The 17,943-nt window shown below is 73.2% G+C and carries 14 protein-coding genes; all 14 read left to right on the top strand.

Annotated features, from left to right (window positions below; genetic code table 11):
* The first annotated feature begins 230 nt into the window (after positions 1 to 230).
* The 14 genes from ileS to BCL65_RS11535 all read left to right on the top strand — a co-directional run bounded on the left by ileS (position 231) and on the right by BCL65_RS11535 (position 17,939).
* Positions 231 to 3,554 (top strand): isoleucine--tRNA ligase, encoded by a 3,324-nt coding sequence (ileS, locus tag BCL65_RS11600; protein WP_106268166.1) that lies wholly within the window; start codon positions 231 to 233, stop codon positions 3,552 to 3,554.
* Positions 3,551 to 4,975, top strand: coding sequence for a bifunctional folylpolyglutamate synthase/dihydrofolate synthase (locus BCL65_RS11595; protein WP_106268164.1), 1,425 nt, complete (start codon positions 3,551 to 3,553; stop codon positions 4,973 to 4,975). Before ileS ends, BCL65_RS11595 begins: the two co-directional genes overlap by 4 nt.
* A 122-nt stretch (positions 4,976 to 5,097) precedes the next feature.
* Positions 5,098 to 6,093 carry a dihydroxyacetone kinase subunit DhaK gene (gene dhaK / locus BCL65_RS11590; protein ID WP_106268162.1) on the top strand — a complete coding sequence of 332 codons (996 nt, stop codon included), beginning with the start codon at positions 5,098 to 5,100 and terminating at the stop codon, positions 6,091 to 6,093.
* 32 nt (positions 6,094 to 6,125) lie between these two features.
* Complete coding sequence (dhaL, locus tag BCL65_RS11585) at positions 6,126 to 6,737, top strand: dihydroxyacetone kinase subunit DhaL (RefSeq protein WP_106268318.1); 612 nt, start codon at positions 6,126 to 6,128, stop codon at positions 6,735 to 6,737.
* Entirely contained in the window at positions 6,734 to 7,504 is a 771-nt protein-coding gene (gene dhaM, locus BCL65_RS11580) for a dihydroxyacetone kinase phosphoryl donor subunit DhaM (RefSeq protein ID WP_106268160.1), read from the top strand. The genes dhaL and dhaM overlap by 4 nt, the downstream gene beginning before the upstream one ends.
* Before the next feature lie 57 nt (positions 7,505 to 7,561).
* A complete protein-coding gene (locus BCL65_RS11575) occupies positions 7,562 to 8,173 on the top strand; it encodes a TetR/AcrR family transcriptional regulator (protein WP_243401019.1) in 612 nt (203 codons plus the stop codon).
* A gap of 71 nt (positions 8,174 to 8,244) precedes the next feature.
* Positions 8,245 to 9,942, top strand: coding sequence for an MDR family MFS transporter (locus tag BCL65_RS11570; RefSeq protein ID WP_106268156.1), 1,698 nt, complete (start codon positions 8,245 to 8,247; stop codon positions 9,940 to 9,942).
* Positions 9,939 to 10,382 carry a DUF4233 domain-containing protein gene (locus tag BCL65_RS11565; protein WP_243401018.1) on the top strand — a complete coding sequence of 148 codons (444 nt, stop codon included), beginning with the start codon at positions 9,939 to 9,941 and terminating at the stop codon, positions 10,380 to 10,382. Before BCL65_RS11570 ends, BCL65_RS11565 begins: the two co-directional genes overlap by 4 nt.
* Before the next feature lie 44 nt (positions 10,383 to 10,426).
* On the top strand, positions 10,427 to 10,867 hold the full coding sequence (gene ndk / locus BCL65_RS11560; protein WP_106268314.1) for a nucleoside-diphosphate kinase: 441 nt from the start codon (positions 10,427 to 10,429) through the stop codon (positions 10,865 to 10,867).
* Between the two features lie 145 nt (positions 10,868 to 11,012).
* On the top strand, positions 11,013 to 14,582 hold the full coding sequence (gene smc / locus BCL65_RS11555) for a chromosome segregation protein SMC (protein WP_106268154.1): 3,570 nt from the start codon (positions 11,013 to 11,015) through the stop codon (positions 14,580 to 14,582).
* An 11-nt stretch (positions 14,583 to 14,593) separates the two neighbouring features.
* Positions 14,594 to 14,929 (top strand): hypothetical protein, encoded by a 336-nt coding sequence (locus BCL65_RS11550; RefSeq protein ID WP_125206535.1) that lies wholly within the window; start codon positions 14,594 to 14,596, stop codon positions 14,927 to 14,929.
* Between the two features lie 51 nt (positions 14,930 to 14,980).
* Positions 14,981 to 16,129, top strand: coding sequence for a signal recognition particle-docking protein FtsY (gene ftsY, locus BCL65_RS11545; RefSeq protein WP_106268150.1), 1,149 nt, complete (start codon positions 14,981 to 14,983; stop codon positions 16,127 to 16,129).
* 200 nt (positions 16,130 to 16,329) lie between these two features.
* Positions 16,330 to 17,604 carry an ammonium transporter gene (locus BCL65_RS11540; protein WP_106268148.1) on the top strand — a complete coding sequence of 425 codons (1,275 nt, stop codon included), beginning with the start codon at positions 16,330 to 16,332 and terminating at the stop codon, positions 17,602 to 17,604.
* Positions 17,601 to 17,939 (top strand): P-II family nitrogen regulator, encoded by a 339-nt coding sequence (locus BCL65_RS11535; RefSeq protein ID WP_106268146.1) that lies wholly within the window; start codon positions 17,601 to 17,603, stop codon positions 17,937 to 17,939. The genes BCL65_RS11540 and BCL65_RS11535 overlap by 4 nt, the downstream gene beginning before the upstream one ends.
* The last annotated feature ends 4 nt before the right edge of the window (positions 17,940 to 17,943 follow it).

The following is a 17,943-nucleotide window of genomic DNA, read 5'->3' as shown; positions in this document are numbered from 1 at the left end:
AGCCTCCGGAAGAACCGAGCGACTCGTCGCTCCCAGTAGAACCGGACGGGTAGGCCCGTCACAGCCGTCAAGGAGCGGCGGACCTCGATCTTCGTGAGGGGTCCGCAAGCGGGGTGGTACCGCGGCACGGCACGCGCGGCGTCCGGGAACGGGCGCGCGAGCGGGCCGACGTCGTCCTCGTGCAGCAGTGCCGTCGTCGTACCACCCGTCGCTTGTCCAGGAGCCCACCCATGGCCTATCCGTTGCACCACTCGGTCCCCTCGTCCGGCAGCGCGCCCGGCGCGGCGTTCGGCATCCCCGCCTCGCCGCGCCTGCCCGAGATCGAGCAGGAGGTGCTGGCCTACTGGGCGTCCGACGACACGTTCCGGGCCTCGGTGGCCAAGAACGACGCCGGCACGGACGGCGAGAACGAGTTCGTCTTCTACGACGGCCCGCCGTTCGCCAACGGCCTTCCGCACTACGGCCACCTGCTGACCGGGTACGCGAAGGACGTGGTGCCGCGCTACCAGACGATGCGCGGCAGGCGCGTCGAGCGCCGGTTCGGGTGGGACACCCACGGCCTGCCCGCCGAGCTCGAGGCGATGAGCCAGCTCGGCATCAAGACCAAGGACGAGATCCTCGAGCTGGGCATCGAGAAGTTCAACGACGCGTGCCGCACCTCGGTGCTGAAGTACACCTCGGAATGGCGTGAGTACGTGACCCGCCAGGCGCGGTGGGTGGACTTCGACGGCGACTACAAGACCCTCGACGCGACCTACATGGAGTCGGTCATGTGGGCGTTCGCCGAGCTCTACCGCAAGGGCCTGGTGTACTCGGACTTCCGCGTGCTGCCGTACTGCTGGAACGACCAGACGCCCCTGAGCAACCACGAGCTGCGCATGGACGACGACGTCTACCAGAACCGCCAGGACCCGGCGGTCACGGTGGGCTTCGAGGTCACGTCGGTGCCCGACGACGGCACGGACGTCGTGCGCCCCGGCGACAAGCTGCTCGTGTGGACCACCACCCCGTGGACGCTGCCCTCCAACCTGCTGGTCATGGTCGGCGAGGACATCGACTACGTCGTCGTGGAGTCGGCGTTCAGCGGTTCGACGGAGCGATACGTCCTCGCCGAGGCGCGACTGGGCCACTACGCCCGCGAGCTGACCGACGAGGGTGCCGAGGAGCCGCGCGTCGTCGGGCGGCTCACGGGTGCGGACCTCCTCGAGGCCGCCTACCGCCCGCCGTTCTCCTACTACGAGGGCCGAGAGCGCGCGCACCGCGTCGTGGCGGCGGACTTCGTCACCACCACCGACGGCACGGGGCTGGTGCACTCCGCCGGCGCCTTCGGCGAGGACGACAAGATCGTCTGCGACCGCGAGGGTGTCGCCTCCGTCATGCCCGTCGGGGCGGACGGGAAGTTCACGCACCCCGTCGACGAGTACGCCGGGCTGCAGGTCTTCGACGCCAACCTGCCGATCATCGACCACCTCAAGGCGCGCACCCGTGGCGAGGTGGACGCCGGCTCGGTCACCTCGGGCACCGTGCTGCTGCGGCGCGAGTCGTACGACCACTCGTACCCGCACTGCTGGCGCTGCCGCCAGCCGCTGATGTACATGGGCGTGTCCTCGTGGTTCGTGGAGGTCACCAAGGTCAAGGACCGGATGCTCGAGCTCAACGAGCAGATCTCCTGGACGCCGGACCACATCCAGCACGGCCAGTTCGGCCGGTGGCTGGAGAACGCGCGCGACTGGTCGATCACCCGCAACCGGTTCTGGGGCTCCCCGGTGCCGGTGTGGCAGAGCGACGACCCCGCCTACCCGCGCACCGACGTCTACGGCTCGTTCGCCGAGATCGAGCGCGACTTCGGCCGCCTGCCGCGCAACGCCGCCGGCGAGCCGGATCTGCACCGGCCGTTCGTCGACGACCTCACGCGCCCCAACCCCGACGACCCGACCGGCCGGTCCACGATGCGCCGCGTCGAGGACGTCCTCGACGTCTGGTTCGACTCCGGCTCCATGCCCTACGCGCAGGTGCACTACCCGTTCGACAACCGGGAGTGGTTCGAGCACCACTACCCGGGCGACTTCATCGTGGAGTACATCGGCCAGACCCGCGGCTGGTTCTACACGCTCCACGTCCTGGCCACCGCGCTGTTCGACCGGCCGGCGTTCCGCACCGCCGTCTCGCACGGCATCGTGCTGGGTTCCGACGGGCGCAAGATGAGCAAGTCGCTGCGCAACTACCCGGACGTCTCGGAGGTCTTCGACCGCGACGGGTCCGACGCCATGCGGTGGTTCCTCATGGCCTCGCCGATCCTGCGCGGCGGGAACCTCGTCGTGACGGAGGACGGCATCCGCGACGCCGTCCGGCAGGTGCTGCTGCCGCTGTGGAGCACCTACTACTTCTTCACCCTGTACGCGAACAGCGCGGGCGGCACCGGCGATTCGGCCGGCTACGCCGCCAAGCCCGTGGAGCCCGAGCGAGCGGCCGGGCTGCCGGCGCTCGACCGCTACCTGCTGGCCCGCACGCACGACCTCGTGGAGACGGTCACCGGCCAGCTCGACGCCTACGACATCTCCGGGGCGTGCGAGTCCGTGCGCGAGCACCTGGACGTCCTGACCAACTGGTACGTGCGCACCCAGCGGGACCGCTTCTGGGCCGAGGACGCCGACGCCTTCGACACGCTGTACACCGCGCTCGAGGTGCTGTGCCGCGTCATGGCGCCGCTCGCGCCGCTGCTGACCGAGGAGATCTGGCGGGGCCTGACCGGCGGGCGCTCCGTCCACCTGGCCGACTGGCCCACCGCGCGGAACACCCCGGCCCTCGTCGCCGACGACGCACTGGTCGCCGCGATGGACGAGGTGCGAGCCGTCGTGTCGACGACGCTCGCGCTGCGCAAGGCGAACCAGCTGCGGGTGCGCCAGCCGCTGGCCCGGCTCACGGTGGCGGTCCCGGACCCGGCGGCGCTCGCGGACTACGCCGGCCTGCTCGCCTCGGAGCTCAACGTCAAGGCGGTGGACCTGGTGCAGGCGGACGCCGAGGCGTCCGAGCGGTTCGGGATCACCGAGCGGCTCGCGGTGAACGCCCGGGCCGCGGGCCCGCGCCTGGGCCGGGGCGTGCAGGTCGTCATCCGGGCGGCCAAGGCAGGCGCCTGGCACAAGGACGCCGACGGCGCGGTGGTCGTCACGACCGACGACGGCGAGGTCGCCCTGCTCGCACCGGAGTACGAGCTGACCACCGTCGTCGGCGACGCGGCGGGCCAGGACGTGGCGGCGAGCGTGCTCCCGGGCGGCGGGTTCGTCGTCCTGGACCTGGCGCTCGACGACGCGCTGCGCGCCGAGGGGTATGCCCGCGACGTCGTCCGCGACGTGCAGGACGCCCGCAAGGCCGCCGGGCTCGAGGTGAGCGACCGCATCGATCTCACGCTCGACGTCCCGCCGGAGCACGTGGCCGACGTCGAGGCGCACCGGGAGCTGGTCGTGCGCGAGACGCTGGCCGCCAGCCTGACGGTGACCGGTGCCGAGGGCACCGCTCGTTCCGTCCACGTCACGAAGCACGAGGGAGACGCATGAGCGACGGCGGCAAGAACGACGCGAAGAAGGCGAAGGCGGCCGACCGCAAGGCGGCCCGGGCCGTGGCGGAGGACGCCGCCGCGCGCGAGGACCTGGAACGCGTCTACGCCCACATCGTGTCCCGGGCGCCGGAGCACGACGTGTCGCCGACGATCGACCGGGTCGCCCGGCTCCTGGAGCTGCTCGGCGACCCGCAGCGCTCCTTCCGGGCCATCCACCTGACGGGCACCAACGGCAAGTCGTCGACGGCGCGGATGGCCGAGCGGCTCGTGCGCGAGCACGGGCTGCGCACGGGGCTGTTCACCTCACCGCACCTGACGAGCGTCACCGAGCGCATCTGCGTCGACGGCGAGCCGCTGAGCGCGGCACGGTTCGTGGAGGTCTGGGAGGACGTCTTCCCCTACGTGCAGGTGGTCGACGCCGAGCTCGAGGAGTCCGGCCAGTCGCGGCTGAACTTCTTCGAGGTGCTCACGGGCCTGGCGTTCGCGGCGTTCGCCGACGCTCCCGTCGACGTGGCGGTGCTCGAGGTGGGCATGGGCGGTACCTGGGACACCACCAACACGGTCGACGCGGAGGTCGCGGTGATCACCCCGATCAGCATCGACCACGAGAAGTGGCTGGGGTCGACGCCCGCGGAGATCGCCGTGGTCAAGGCGGGGATCATCAAGACCGGGGCGACGGCCGTCGTGGCCGAGCAGCGACCGGAGGTCGACGAGGTGCTCGCCGAGCGGGCCGCCGAGGTCCGGGCCCGCCTGGTTCGCGAGGGCGTCGACCTGGAGGTGGCCGCGCGTGCCATCGCGGTGGGTGGCCAGCTGGTCGCGCTCCGCACACCGCTGGCGACGTACACGGACGTGTTCGTGCCGCTGCACGGCGCGCACCAGGCGCACAACGCCCTGCTGGCCCTGGCCGCCGTCGAGCAGATGCTCGGCGGCCGGGCGCTGGACGGGGGAGTCGTGGAGACCGCGTTCGCCGACGTCGCGGTGCCGGGACGCCTCGAGCTGTTGCGCTCCAGCCCCACCGTGCTCGTCGACGCCGCGCACAACCCGCACGGTGCCGAGGCCCTGGTCGCGGCGCTGGACGAGTCGTTCAGCCTGCGCGCCGTGGTCGGCGTGGTCGGGGTCATGGCGGACAAGGACGCCGAGGGCCTCCTGGCCACGCTGGAGCCCGCGTTGTCCCACGTGGTGCTGACGCGCAACTCGTCGGAGCGCTCGGCGGACCCGTACGACCTCGCCGAGGTGGCGCGCGAGATCTTCGGCGAGGACCGGGTGCACACCGCCGACCGGCTCGACGCGGCGCTGCAGGTCGCCACGGACCTGGCCGAGGCGGACGACGTCGTCGGGGTCGGGACCGGGACCGGGGTGGTCGTCACGGGGTCGGTGATCACCGTCGCGGACGCGCGCGTGCTCCTCGGACGCGGCTGAGGCGGCGGGCCGGACCGACCCAGGGGGACCCGGACCGTGGCCCAGCACGGCGCCCTGCACTGCACGGGCCGCCCGGCGGGTGTTGTATGAGTCACAGGGACACAACCGCTCGGGAGGCCGTGATGAAGAAGCTGCTGGACGACCCGGCGCAGGCCGTCGACGACTCGTTGCGAGGGTTCGCCCTCGCGCACGCCGACGCCGTCGAGGTGCGGTTCGACCCGACGTTCGTGCTGCGCGCCGGCGGGACGCCGCCGGGCCGCGTCGCCGTCGTGAGCGGTGGTGGCTCCGGCCACGAGCCGTTGCACGCCGGGTTCGTCGGTGCCGGGATGCTCGACGCGGCCGTGCCGGGCGCGGTGTTCACGTCGCCGACCCCGGACCAGGTCTCGGCCGCGCTGCAGGCGGCCGACGGCGGTGCGGGCGTGCTCGCGATCGTCAAGAACTACACGGGCGACGTGCTGAACTTCGAGACCGGGGTCGAGCTGGTGGAGGCCGAGGGCATCGAGGTCGCCAGCGTCGTCGTCAACGACGACGTCGCGGTCGAGGACTCGCTGTACACGGCGGGCCGCCGGGGTGTCGCCGGGACGGTCGCGGTCGAGAAGATCGCCGGCGCGGCCGCCGCCCGCGGTGACGACCTGGCGACGGTGGCTGCGCTGGCCGAGCGAGTCGTCGCCGGGGTCCGCACCATGGGGGTCGCGCTGACGGCGTGCACCGTGCCGCACGTGGGCCGCCCGGGCTTCGAGCTGGCCGACGACGAGGTCGAGATCGGCATCGGGATCCACGGTGAGCCGGGCAGGCACCGCGTGACCGCGTCCGGGGCGCACGACATCACCCGGCGGTTGCTGGACCCGGTCGCCGAGGACCTGGAGCTGGCGTCGGGCGAACGGGTGCTGCTGTTCGTCAACGGGATGGGCGGCACGCCGCTGAGCGAGCTCTATGTCGTCTACGCGCGCGCCCACGACCTCCTCGCCGAGCGCGGCGTCGAGGTGGCGCGCTCCCTGGTCGGCAGCTACGTGACCTCGCTGGAGATGCAGGGTGCGTCGGTCACCGTGCTGCGGCTCGACGACGAGCTGACCGAGCTGTGGGACGCCCCGGTGCACACACCGGCGCTACGGTGGTGACCGTGCTGGATGTCGCCTGGGCCGAACGCTGGATGCACGCCGCCGCCGCGGACGTCCGTGACGCGCGGGACGAGCTCACCGAGCTCGACCGGCGGATCGGCGACGGGGACCACGGCGTCAACATGGATCGTGGGTTGAGTGCCGTCGTCGAACGTCTGGACGACCCTGCCCAGGCACCTCGGGAGACGGTCGGGCAGGTGCTGCGCCTCGCCGCCACCACCATGATGTCCACGGTGGGAGGGGCCGCCGGGCCGCTCTACGGCACGGCGCTGCTGCGTGCGTCCAAGGTGACCGACCGCGCCGACCTGCCCTCGAGCGGCGTCGTCGCGCTCGTCGAGGCCGCGCTGGAGGGGATCGTGGCGCGCGGCCGCGCCACCGTGGGGGAGAAGACCATGGTCGACGCCTGGCAGCCCGCGGCGGAGGCCGCCGAGCAGGCCGAGGACGCCGAGGACGGGATCGACGTCCTGCGCGCGGCGGCCGCGGCGGCGGCGAGCGGGGCGGAGGCGACCATCCCGCTCGTGGCGACGAAGGGCCGGGCCTCGTACCTGGCCGAGCGCAGCGCGGGCACGCAGGACCCGGGCGCGCGCTCGACGGCGATCATCCTGGCGGCGGCCGTCGCCGCCGCGGAGGGACGCGGCGCGTGAGCGTCGGACTGGTCCTCGTCGCGCACTCGGCGATGCTCGCCGACGGCACGGCCGAGCTCGCCCGGCAGATGGCGCCGGACGTGGAGCTCCGGTGCGCGGCCGGCGATCTCGACGGCGGGCTGGGCACGTCGTTGCCGCGGGTCCAGGACGCGCTGTCCGCCGCGCTGGCGGCGGTGGACGGCGTCGTGGTGCTGGCCGACCTGGGTTCCGCCGTCCTGACGGTCGAGTCCGCGCTCGAGCTGGACCCCGAGCTGCCCCCCAGGGTGCGACTCGTCTCCGCGCCGTTCGTCGAGGGTGCGGTCGCCGCGGCCGTGACGGCTCAGCAGGGCGCCGGCCTGGACGCCGTCGCCGAGGCCGCGGAGTCGGCGGTGCTGTCCATCGGTCCGGAGCCGGTGCTCCAGCTGGTCCAGGCCCCCGGGTCCGGGACGGCCGACAGCCCGGCGGTCGTGGGGACGCGTGCGTCGGGCGAGGCGATCCCGGTGCCGGATCCGACGTCGTCGGGCGATGCCGACCAGGTGAGCGTGACGGTCGAGGTGCGCAACCCGCTCGGTCTGCACGCCCGACCCGCCGCGGTGGTGGCCCGGTCCGTCGCCGATCTGGGCGTGCCGGTCACGATCAACGGCGCCGACGCCACCAGCGTGCTGCAGCTCATGTCCTTGGGGACGTCGGCGGGTGACGTGGTGACGATCGCGGCGCGCGGTCCCGACGCGGAGGCCGCCGCCGCCGTCGTCGCCGGGCTGGTGCAGGGCGGGTTCGGCGAGCTGTGAGGTAGCCCACGCAACATTGCACTTGGTGCAAACTTGCAGCGGGTGCATGATTGTGGTGTGAACGCCAACCCTGTCGACGACATCGGCCTGCGGGCGCGCAAGAAGCGCGCCCGGGCCGACGCCATCGTGGACGCCGCGCAGCGTCTCGTGCTCGCGCACGGGTTCGACGCGGTCACCGTCGAGGCGATCGCCGAGGCGGCCGGGATCTCCCCGCGCACGTTCTTCAACTACTTCGAGTCCAAGGACGACGCCGTGCTCGGCCAGGGGTCGTTCGACCTCGACGCCGGGTTCCGCGGCGAGTTCGTCGCCGGCGGGCCGACGGGACGGCTCACCGCCGACCTCGAGGTCCTGGCGGCAGCGCTGCTCGGGGCCGTCGCCGGGTCCGACCCGCACGCACCCGCGCGCGTCCTGGAGCTCATGCAGGCCGAGCCGCGGCTCCTCGCGCACCACTTCGCCTGGTTCGAGCGGCACAAGAACCAGGTCGAGGACCTGTTCACCGAGCGGCACGCCTGCCGGCCGCTGCCGACCGACCCGGCCACGTGCACCATGGTCGTCTTCGTCCTGGTCCGCGCCGCGCTCGACGACTGGGACGCCGGCGGCCGCCAGGGCGACGTGACCGAGCACCTGCCGGCCGCGCTCGCCAAGATCGCCGCCGTCGTCAACGCCTGACCCACGCTCTCCTGCCGGCCCGCCCGGCTCCTCCCGCACCGCCAGCACTCCGCCCCGAACGAGGTTCCGCCATGGCCCACGCCCCCGCCCCCGCGCCGGACAAGCCGCTCGTCGTCCTGACGCAGCGCACGATCTGGCTGATCTTCGGCGCCCTCATGGCGTCGATGTTCCTGTCCTCCCTGGACCAGACGATCGTCTCGACGGCGATGCCCACCATCGTGGGCGAGCTCGACGGCGTCGCCCACCAGGGCTGGGTCGTCACCGCCTACATCCTGGCCGTGGCCATCGGCATGCCCCTGTACGGCAAGTTCGGCGACCTGTACGGCCGGCGCTGGCCGTTCCTCGTCGCCATCGGGCTGTTCACCGTGGCCTCCGCCGGAGCCGGCATGGCCGACTCCATGCTGACGCTCGTCGCGTGGCGAGCGGTGCAGGGTCTGGGCGGCGGTGGACTCATGATCCTCTCGCAGTCGATCATCGCCGACATCGTGCCGGCCTCGGAGCGCGGCAAGTACATGGGTCCGCTCGGCGCGCTCTTCGGCGTCTCGGCCGTGCTCGGGCCGCTGCTCGGCGGCTGGCTCACCGAGGGCCCGGGCTGGCGCTGGGCGTTCTGGATCAACATCCCGGTCGGGCTCGCGGCCTTCGCCATCGCATGGTTCGCACTGCGCCTGCCGTCGCACCGTTCGTCCCGACCGGTCGACTGGGCCGGGATCGTCTCCATGGCCGTGGCCACCACGGGCATCGTGCTCATCACCAGCTGGGAGTCCCTCGCGGACGGTGGCTACGACTGGACCGACGGCCGCCTGCTCGGCCTCGTGGCGCTGACCGTGGCGGCGGTCGGGGCGTTCGTGCTCGCCGAGAACCGTGCCGCCGAGCCGCTCATCCCGCTGCGCCTGTTCAAGAACCGGACCTTCACGATCACCACGCTGATCGGCCTCGTGCTCGGTATGGGGCTGTTCTCCGCGATGGCGATGCTGCCGACGTTCCTGCAGATGTCCACCGGTGCCGGCGTCACCGAGTCCGGCTGGCTCATGCTGCCGATGATGGTCGGCGTCATGCTGACCTCGATCGTGTCCGGTTTCGCCGTCGCGAAGTCGGGTCGGTACAAGGCCTACCCGATCGCGGGCCTGGCGATCGTCGCCGTCGGCATGGTGTGGCTGACCACGCTCGCGGGTGACACCTCCATGTGGGTCTTCGGCGCGATGATCTTCACGCTGGGCGCCGGCATGGGCCTGGTCATGCAGGTCGTGGTGCTCGCGGTGCAGAACGCGGTCGACCCGAGCGAGCTCGGTACCGCGACGAGCGCGAACAACTTCTTCCGCGAGGTCGGCGCCTCCGTGGGCGTCGCCCTGTTCACCACGATCTTCACCTCGCGCCTCACCGACAACCTCGGCCAGGTGTTCGCCGGGGCGCCCGACGTCGGGGCCGGTGCGGAGGCGAGGCTCACGCCGGCGATGGTCGCCGCCCTTCCGGAGCCGCTGCACTCCGGCGTCGTCGACGCCTACGCCGACGCCCTGGCGCCGTCGTTCTGGTACCTGGTGCCCCTGGTGCTGGTCGGCTTCGTCCTCGCGCTGTTCCTGCCGGTGATCAAGCTGTCCGACGTGGCCGGCATGGTGGCGCGCGGCGAGGCGATCGAGGACCCGGCCAAGGTCGCGGCGCGTCAGGAGGCGGTCGGCGAGCGAGCGGCCGAGCGGTCGGAGGTGCCGGTCGGGACCGCGGGCGCCGCCGTCGGGCACCACGACGCCGCACCGACCGATATCGTGGAACGGTGAGCAAGAAGGACGATCGCCCCCGGCCGGGCGACACGATCAAGCCGCGCAAGCCTGCCAAGGTGCAGTTCGCCGCCACGGTGCTGCAGCTCGAGGCCTTCGCCGTGCTGTTCGCCGCCCTCGCGCTGTACGGGCTGCGGGACTCGACCTACGAGCGTGGGCCCCTGGTCCTCGGGTCCACCGCCGCGCTCTGGACGGTCACCGGCGTGCTCTTCCTCGTGCTCGTCCTGCTGTCGCGGATGGTCGCGCGTCCCGGTGGCTACGCGGCGGGGTCGGTCGCCCAGGTCCCGGTGCTCGCGATGGGTCTGCTGCTGCCGATGATGTTCGTCGTCGGGGCCGTCTTCGTCGCGATGTGGGTGGTCTCGCTGCGGCTCGGCGGACGGATCGACCGGGAGCGCGCCGAGTACGACGCGTCCCATCCGGAGACGGCCCCGAACCTCTGAGGTCCGTGGTCGGCCCGCCGGACGCGGCCGATAGGGTGACGGCCATGACCGAAGCAACCACGCCCGCGCCCGAGCGCACCCTCGTCCTCGTCAAGCCCGACGGCGTCCGCCGCGGCCTGTCCGGTGAGATCCTGCGGCGCATCGAGGCCAAGGGCTACACGCTCACGGCCGTCGAGCTGAAGAACGCCACGCCCGAGCTCCTCGCCCAGCACTACGCCGAGCACGAGGGCAAGCCGTTCTACGCCCCGCTCGTGGAGTTCATGCTCTCCGGCCCCGTCCTCGCGGTGGTGGCCGAGGGGCAGGGCGTCATCCCCGGCTTCCGTTCGCTGGCCGGTGCCACCGACCCGACGGTCGCCGCCCCCGGCACCATCCGCGGCGACCTCGGCCGGGACTGGGGACTGAAGGTCCAGCAGAACCTGGTGCACGGCTCCGACTCCCCGGAGTCCGCCGAGCGCGAGATCGCCCTCTGGTTCCCGACCTTCTGATCCTCCACCGCGGGCGGGAGGCCGCGGCACCCGGGGCCCCGGGCGGCCGGGCCTCCCGCCCGCCGCGGCTCCCGACGCCACCAGCTCCGGGGAACGCCGCCCCGGGTGCTCGGGATCGGGCGTCGCGGCGGATACCCTCGGCCACGTGCACCTCAAGACGCTGACGCTCCGGGGCTTCAAGTCGTTCGCCTCGGCGACGACGCTGAGCCTGGAGCCCGGCATCACCTGCGTCGTCGGCCCCAACGGCTCCGGCAAGTCGAACGTCGTCGACGCGCTGTCCTGGGTGATGGGCGAGCAGGGCGCCAAGTCGCTGCGCGGCGGCAAGATGGAGGACGTCATCTTCGCCGGCACCGCGGGGCGCCCGCCGCTGGGCCGGGCCGAGGTGTCGCTGACCATCGACAACACGGACGGTGCCCTGCCGATCGACTACACCGAGGTGACGATCTCTCGCACGCTGTTCCGCAGCGGCGGCTCCGAGTACGCGATCAACGGCAGCTCGTGCCGGCTGCTGGACATCCAGGAGCTCCTCAGCGACTCGGGGATCGGCCGCGAGATGCACGTGGTGGTCGGCCAGGGGCAGCTCGACCAGGTGCTGCGTGCCACCCCGGAGGAGCGCCGAGGCTTCATCGAGGAGGCCGCGGGAGTCCTCAAGCACCGCAAGCGCAAGGAGAAGGCGCTGCGCAAGCTCGAGGCGATGGCCGGGAACCTGGCCCGCCTCACCGACCTCACCACGGAGCTGCGCCGCCAGCTCGGGCCGTTGGGCCGGCAGGCGGAGGCGGCCCGCAAGGCGCGCACCGTGCAGTCCGACCTGCGGGACGCCCGGGCGCGGCTGCTGGCCGACGACCTCGCCCAGCTCGGCGCGCAGCTCGAGCAGGAGCGTGCTGACGAGGCGGCCCTCGCCGAGCGCCGCCGAGCCGCGGAGGACGCTCTCGGCGTCGCCCGGCAGCGCCTGGCCCGGCTGGAGGTGGCGGCCGCCGCCTCGGCCAGGGCCGCCTCGCGGGCCACCGACACGTTCCACGGGCTCGGGGCCGTCCGGGAGCGCCTGCGAGGGCTGGCCTCGCTGGCCGACGAGCGGGTCCGGCTGCTCGGGACCGCCGAGCCGGAGCACCGCGGCCAGGACCCCGAGGAGCTCGAGGCCCAGGCCGAACGCGCCCGCGCCTCCGAGGCCGAGCTCGAGCGTGAGGTGGAGATCGCCCGGACGGCGCTCGAGGGCGCCGTCGCCGCCCGCGGTGACACGGAGACGGCGGCCGCGGCCGCCGAGAAGGAGCTCGCCACCCTCCTGCGCGGCGCCGCCGACCGACGGGAGGGACTCGCCCGCCTGTCCGGTCAGGTCGCCGCCCGGCGTAGCCGCGTGGAGGCCGCCGACGCCGAGATCGAGCGCGTGCAGGCCGGCCTCGCCGCGGCGGAACGCCGGGCGGAGGAGGCCGCGGCACGCTTCGCCGAGCTCGAGCGCGACGTGCTGGGCGCCGAGGCCGGCGAGGAGGGCCTCGACGCCGACCACGAGCGGGCGGTCGCCGCGCTGACGGAGGCGCGCTCCGCCGTCGAACGCCTCGAGGAGCGGGTCGCCGCCGCCGAGACGGAGCGCGCCACCTGGTCCGCGCGGGTCGAGACGTTGAGCCTGAGCCTGGACCGCAAGGACGGCGCGGGCGCGCTGCTCGCCGCCGACCCGGCCGGCGTCCTCGGCTCGGTGGCGTCGCTCCTCGGTGTGGAGGCCGGCTACGAGGAGGCCGTCGCGGCCGCGCTCGGCCCGCTGGCCGACGCCGTCGCGGTCGAGAGCCTCGGGGCGGCGGTCGACGCGCTGCGGCTCCTGCGCGACGACGACGCCGGACGCGCCGGACTGGTCGTCGGCGGGTCGGACGGCGCCGCGCCCGCGCCGCCGGAGGTCCCGCTGCCCGACGGCGCGCGCCGCGGGGTGGACGTCGTGACCGCCACGGGGCCGGCGGCGGCGGCGCTCCGGCACCTGCTCGCCGCCGTCGTCGTGGTGGAGGACCTCGCGCAGGCCCGTGCCCTGGTCGCGGCGCACCCCACGACCGTGGCGGTCACCCGGGCCGGCGACCTGCTCGCCGCGACCCGTGCGTCGGGCGGCTCGGCCGCGGCACCGAGCGTGCTGCACCTGACCAGCGCGCTGGAGGAGGCCCGTGCGGGACTGGACGACGCCGTCGCGCGGGGCGAGCAGGGACGCGAGGACCTGGTCGGGGCCCGCGCCGCGCTCGAGGCGGCGCAGACGCGCCACGACGAGACGCTCGACCGGCTGCACGAGTCCGACGCGGCGATGGCGGCCGTCGCCGAACAGCTCGGGACGCTGGGTTCCGCCCGCACCGGGGCGCAGGCCGAGGCCGAGCGCCACCGGACGGCCCTGGCGGAGGCGACCGAGCGGCGGCACCAGGATGCCGCCGCGCTCGACGACCTCGTCCACCGCCTGGAGGTGGCCGAGGCCGAGCCGACCCGGTCCGAGGAGGACATCGCCGCCGCCACCGAGGCGCGGGACGTCGCCCAGCGCGCCGCCGGCGCCGCCCGTCAGGAAGAGACCGAGGCACGGCTGACGCTGCGGACGGCCGAGGAACGTGCCCGCGCGGTCTCGGGCCGTGCCCAGGGGCTGGCTCGGGCCGCCGAGCGCGAACGCCAGGCACGGGAGCAGGCGGCCGCGCGGGCACGGCGACGGGCGGCCGAGGCCGACCGCGCCGCCGGCGTGCGGGGCGACGTCGCCACGGCCCTCGAGGCACTGGCCCGCTCGACGGAGCGGGCCGCGGCCGAGCGGGCCGCGGCCGAGGCGGAGCGGGAGGAGCAGCGCGCCGAGGTCGACGCCGTGCGGGCGGACGTGGACCGGTTGTCCGGCGAGCTGCGCGACCTGACCGACGTGGCGCACCGCGACGAGGTCGCCCGCGCGCAGCAGGTGGCCCGGTTCGAGCAGCTCCGTGCCCGCGCGGTCGAGGAGCTCGGGACCGAGCCGGAGTCCCTGGTGGAGGAGTTCGGCCCGCACCGCGAGGTACCCGTGCCCCGGCCTGCGGACGCCGCCGAGGACGACCCGGACCCCGACCCCGTGCCGTACGTGCGTGCCGAGCAGGAGAAGCGGCTCGCGGCGGCGGAGCGCGCGCTGAAGCGCATCGGCACGGTCAACCCGCTCGCCCTGGAGGAGTTCGCCGCGCTGGAGGAGCGCCACCGGTTCCTCACCGAGCAGCTCGCGGACCTCAAGGGCTCGCGCGAGGACCTGCTGCAGATCGTGGCCGAGATCGACGAGCGGGTCCAGCAGGTCTTCGCCGAGGCGTACCAGGACACCGCGGCACAGTTCGAGCGGGTCTTCGCGCGGCTGTTCCCCGGCGGCGAGGGCCGGCTCGTGCTGACCGAGCCCGGCGACCTGCTCACCACGGGCATCGAGGTGGAGGCTCGCCCGGCCGGCAAGAAGGTCAAGCGGCTGTCGCTGCTGTCGGGCGGGGAGCGCTCGCTGACGGCGGTGGCGTTCCTCGTGTCGATCTTCAAGGCGCGCCCGAGCCCGTTCTACGTCATGGACGAGGTCGAGGCCGCGCTCGACGACGTCAACCTGGGCCGCCTGCTCGAGATCTTCCGCGAGCTGCAGGAGGACTCCCAGCTCGTGGTCATCACGCACCAGAAGCGCACGATGGAGGTCGCGGACGCGCTCTACGGCGTCACGATGCGCGGCGACGGTGTGACGACCGTCATCTCGCAGCGGCTGCGCGAAGCGGCGGAGGCGGGGTGACAATGGCTGCCATGGCCCTCGTCGTGTGGATCCTCGTCTCGCTGCTCGTCGCCGCGGCCGTGTTCCTGGTGGCGAACGTCATGGAGAAGCGCGACGACGACGACGTCCGTGGCGTGCGCGCGTTCCTGCGGGACTTCCGTGCCGGGCTGAGCCGCCGCCGTCGGACCGCCGCTCCCGAGCCGGTCGACACCGACATGGACGCCTTCTTCGCGGCGACCGTCGAGGACGCTCCCGCCTACGTGGACGCCGACGAGCTGTCCGGCGTGCTGCAGCGCGCCCAGGAGCGGGTCAGCACGCCGTTCCACGGCACCCCGCGCGCCGGCGGCCCCGGCGTGCGCGGCGTCTGACACGCCGCGCCGACGCACGGGGCACCGCACGGTCTGGGAGACTTGGGGACCGTGACTGATGATCTTCTCTGGCTCTGGATAGTTCTCGGCGTCGTCCTCCTCGCGGGCGTCGGCTCCGCGCTCGTCGCCCCGCGGCTGCGCCGGCGCGGCAAGGGCGACGACGGCGCGCCGACCGCCGTGGACGAGGCCCCGCAGGACACGCTCGCACCACCGGACGTCGCGCCGGTGGAGACCTCACCCACGGCCCCGGCGCTGGAGACGCCCGCTCCCGTCGCGGGGCGGATGGTCCGGCTGCGCGACCGTCTCGCACGCTCGGGCTCGCCGCTCGGCGCGCGTCTGCTGAGCGTCCTGTCGCGCACCGACCTCACCGAGGACGACTGGGACGAGCTGGAGGAGACGCTGCTGCTCGCGGACATCGGGGCGGGGCCGGCGGGCGAGCTGCTCGAGGCGCTGCGCACCCGGGTGCGCGTCGAGGGCGTGCGCGAGCCGGCCGCGGTGCGCGAGCTGCTGCGTTCGGAGCTGCTGAACGTCGTCGACCCCACCATGGACCGGACCATCGCCACGACCCGGCCGGTCGTCGACGGCGTGGCGAAGCCAGCCGTCGTCCTCGTCGTGGGCGTCAACGGCACCGGCAAGACCACCACCGTGGGCAAGCTCGCCCGGGTGCTCGTCGCGGAGGGCCGCACGGTGGTGCTGGGTGCCGCCGACACCTTCCGGGCCGCCGCGGCGGACCAGCTCACCACCTGGGGCGCCCGCGTGGGCGTGGAGACGGTGCGCTCGGACCGCGAGGGCGCCGACCCGGCGGCCGTCGCGTTCGACGCCGTGGCGAAGGGCTCGCGCGACGACGTCGACGTCGTGCTGGTCGACACGGCCGGCCGGCTGCAGAACAAGGCCGGCCTCATGGACGAGCTCGGCAAGATCAGCCGGGTGATCACCCGCGAGGCGCCGCTCGGGGAGGTCCTCCTGGTGCTGGACGCCACCACGGGGCAGAACGGTATGCAGCAGGCCAAGGTCTTCGGCGAGGTCGCCGGTGTGACGGGCATCGTGCTCACCAAGCTGGACGGCACCGCCAAGGGCGGGATCGTCGTGGCGGTGCAGCGCGAGCTCGGCGTGCCGGTCAAGCTGGTCGGCCTCGGTGAGGGGCCGGACGACCTGGCACCGTTCGACCCGGAGCAGTTCGTCGACGGGCTGCTCGGCTGACCGGTCGCGCCGAGGTCTCGGTCGGGTCACGGGATGATCACGGTCGGGCACCGAACGTCTCGCACTGTGGACAGAAACCCGATGTTTACGCGGCTGCGTCGTCTGTGACACGGCTGTAACACGACCTCTGTCCAGTGGAAACCCCGCGCCGCCACGGTGGTCCTCGACCGGCCACACGGGTCGGCGAGGGGAGTTGGACAATGGAGCTGGATACCGGGGCAACCGCGTGGATGCTGACGTCAGCGTCGCTCGTGCTCCTGATGACGCCGGGCCTGGCGTTGTTCTACGGAGGCATGGTTCGCGGCAAGTCCGTCCTGAACATGATGATGATGTCGTTCGGCGCCATCGCCGTCACGGCAGTCATCTACGTCCTGTGGGGCTGGTCGATGTCCTACGGCAGCGACATCGGCGGGATCGTCGGCAACCCGTTCGACCAGTTCGCGCTGCAGGGCGCGATCTATGACGACGCCGGCGAGTTCATCATCGACGACTTCGGTGTTCCGGGCATCGTCGGTGTCGGCTTCCAGGCGACCTTTGCCATCATCACCGTCGCACTCATCTCCGGTGCGATCGCCGACCGCGTGAAGTTCGGCACCTGGATGGTCTTCGTGGCCCTCTGGGTCACCTTCGCCTACTTCCCGATGGCGCACATGGTCTGGGGCGGTGGCCTCCTGTCCGGCGACGGTCCGTTCGCGTCGATCGCGGCGCCGATCGACTTCGCCGGTGGCACGGTGGTGCACATCAACGCCGGCGCCGCCGCGCTGGTGCTCGCCCTGGTCGTCGGCAAGCGCAAGGGCTTCGGCACCGAGCCGATGCGTCCGCACAACCTGACTCTCGTGATGCTCGGTGCCGCGCTGCTGTGGTTCGGCTGGTTCGGCTTCAACGGCGGTTCGGCGTTCACCGCCGACGGCTTCGCGGGCCTCGCCTGGGTCAACACGACCACCGCGACCGCGGCCGCCGTCCTCGGCTGGCTCGTCGTGGAGAAGATCCGTGACGGCTCGGCCACCTCGCTGGGTGCCGCCTCGGGTGTCGTGGCCGGCCTGGTCGCCATCACGCCCGCAGCCGGTTCGGTCAGCCCGCTCGGCTCGATCCTCCTCGGGGCCGTCGCCGGTGTGCTGAGCGCCTTCGCGGTGGGGCTGAAGTTCAAGCTGGGCTTCGACGACTCGCTCGACGTCGTGGGCGTGCACCTGGTCTCCGGCCTGTGGGGCACGCTGGCGATCGGCTTCCTCGCCACGGAGACCGGCCTGTTCTACGGTGGCGGCGTCAACCAGCTGGCCGTCCAGGCCATCATCGCCGTGGTCGCCGTCGCGTTCTCGGCCGTCGTCACCTACATCCTGGCGATCATCCTCAAGCCCACCATGGGCTGGCGCGTCTCGGAGGACGTCGAGGTCAACGGTATCGACCTGGCCGTGCACAGCGAGTCGGCGTACGAGACGATCCAGCAGGGTTCCGTCATCAAGGAGGTCCGAGCATGAAGCTCGTCACGGGAGTCATCCAGCCCCATCGTCTCGACGACGTGAAGTCGGCCCTCGAGGCCGCCGGCGTCCGCGGCATGACCGTCAGCGAGGCCAGCGGCTACGGTCGCCAGAAGGGCCACACCGAGGTCTACCGCGGTGCCGAGTACACGGTGGACCTCGTCCCGAAGGTCCGCATCGAGGTGCTCATCGCCGACGAGGACGCCGCGGCGATCGTCGACGTCGTCGTGGGTGCGGCCCAGACGGGCAAGATCGGCGACGGCAAGGTCTGGACGGTGCCGGTCGACGACGTCGCCCGCGTCCGTACCGGCGAGCACGGCGACGCCGCGCTCTGACGCC

The organism is Isoptericola halotolerans (assembly GCF_003003075.1).
Taxonomy (GTDB): Bacteria; Actinomycetota; Actinomycetes; order Actinomycetales; family Cellulomonadaceae; genus Isoptericola; species Isoptericola halotolerans_A.
Note: the sequence above shows the minus strand (reverse complement) of the source record. Positions and strands in the feature narration are given on the sequence as shown.

What these genes read in the sequence shown, in the direction of transcription:
- ileS (WP_106268166.1), top strand. Translation starts at nt 231, where the DNA reads ATGGCCTATCCGTTGCACCACTCGGTCCCCTCGTCCGGCAGCGCGCCC.
- BCL65_RS11595 (WP_106268164.1), top strand. Translation starts at nt 3,551, where the DNA reads ATGAGCGACGGCGGCAAGAACGACGCGAAGAAGGCGAAGGCGGCCGAC.
- dhaK (WP_106268162.1), top strand. Translation starts at nt 5,098, where the DNA reads ATGAAGAAGCTGCTGGACGACCCGGCGCAGGCCGTCGACGACTCGTTG.
- dhaL (WP_106268318.1), top strand. Translation starts at nt 6,126, where the DNA reads ATGCACGCCGCCGCCGCGGACGTCCGTGACGCGCGGGACGAGCTCACC.
- BCL65_RS11570 (WP_106268156.1), top strand. Translation starts at nt 8,245, where the DNA reads ATGGCCCACGCCCCCGCCCCCGCGCCGGACAAGCCGCTCGTCGTCCTG.
- ndk (WP_106268314.1), top strand. Translation starts at nt 10,427, where the DNA reads ATGACCGAAGCAACCACGCCCGCGCCCGAGCGCACCCTCGTCCTCGTC.
- BCL65_RS11550 (WP_125206535.1), top strand. Translation starts at nt 14,594, where the DNA reads ATGGCCCTCGTCGTGTGGATCCTCGTCTCGCTGCTCGTCGCCGCGGCC.
- BCL65_RS11540 (WP_106268148.1), top strand. Translation starts at nt 16,330, where the DNA reads ATGGAGCTGGATACCGGGGCAACCGCGTGGATGCTGACGTCAGCGTCG.
- BCL65_RS11535 (WP_106268146.1), top strand. Translation starts at nt 17,601, where the DNA reads ATGAAGCTCGTCACGGGAGTCATCCAGCCCCATCGTCTCGACGACGTG.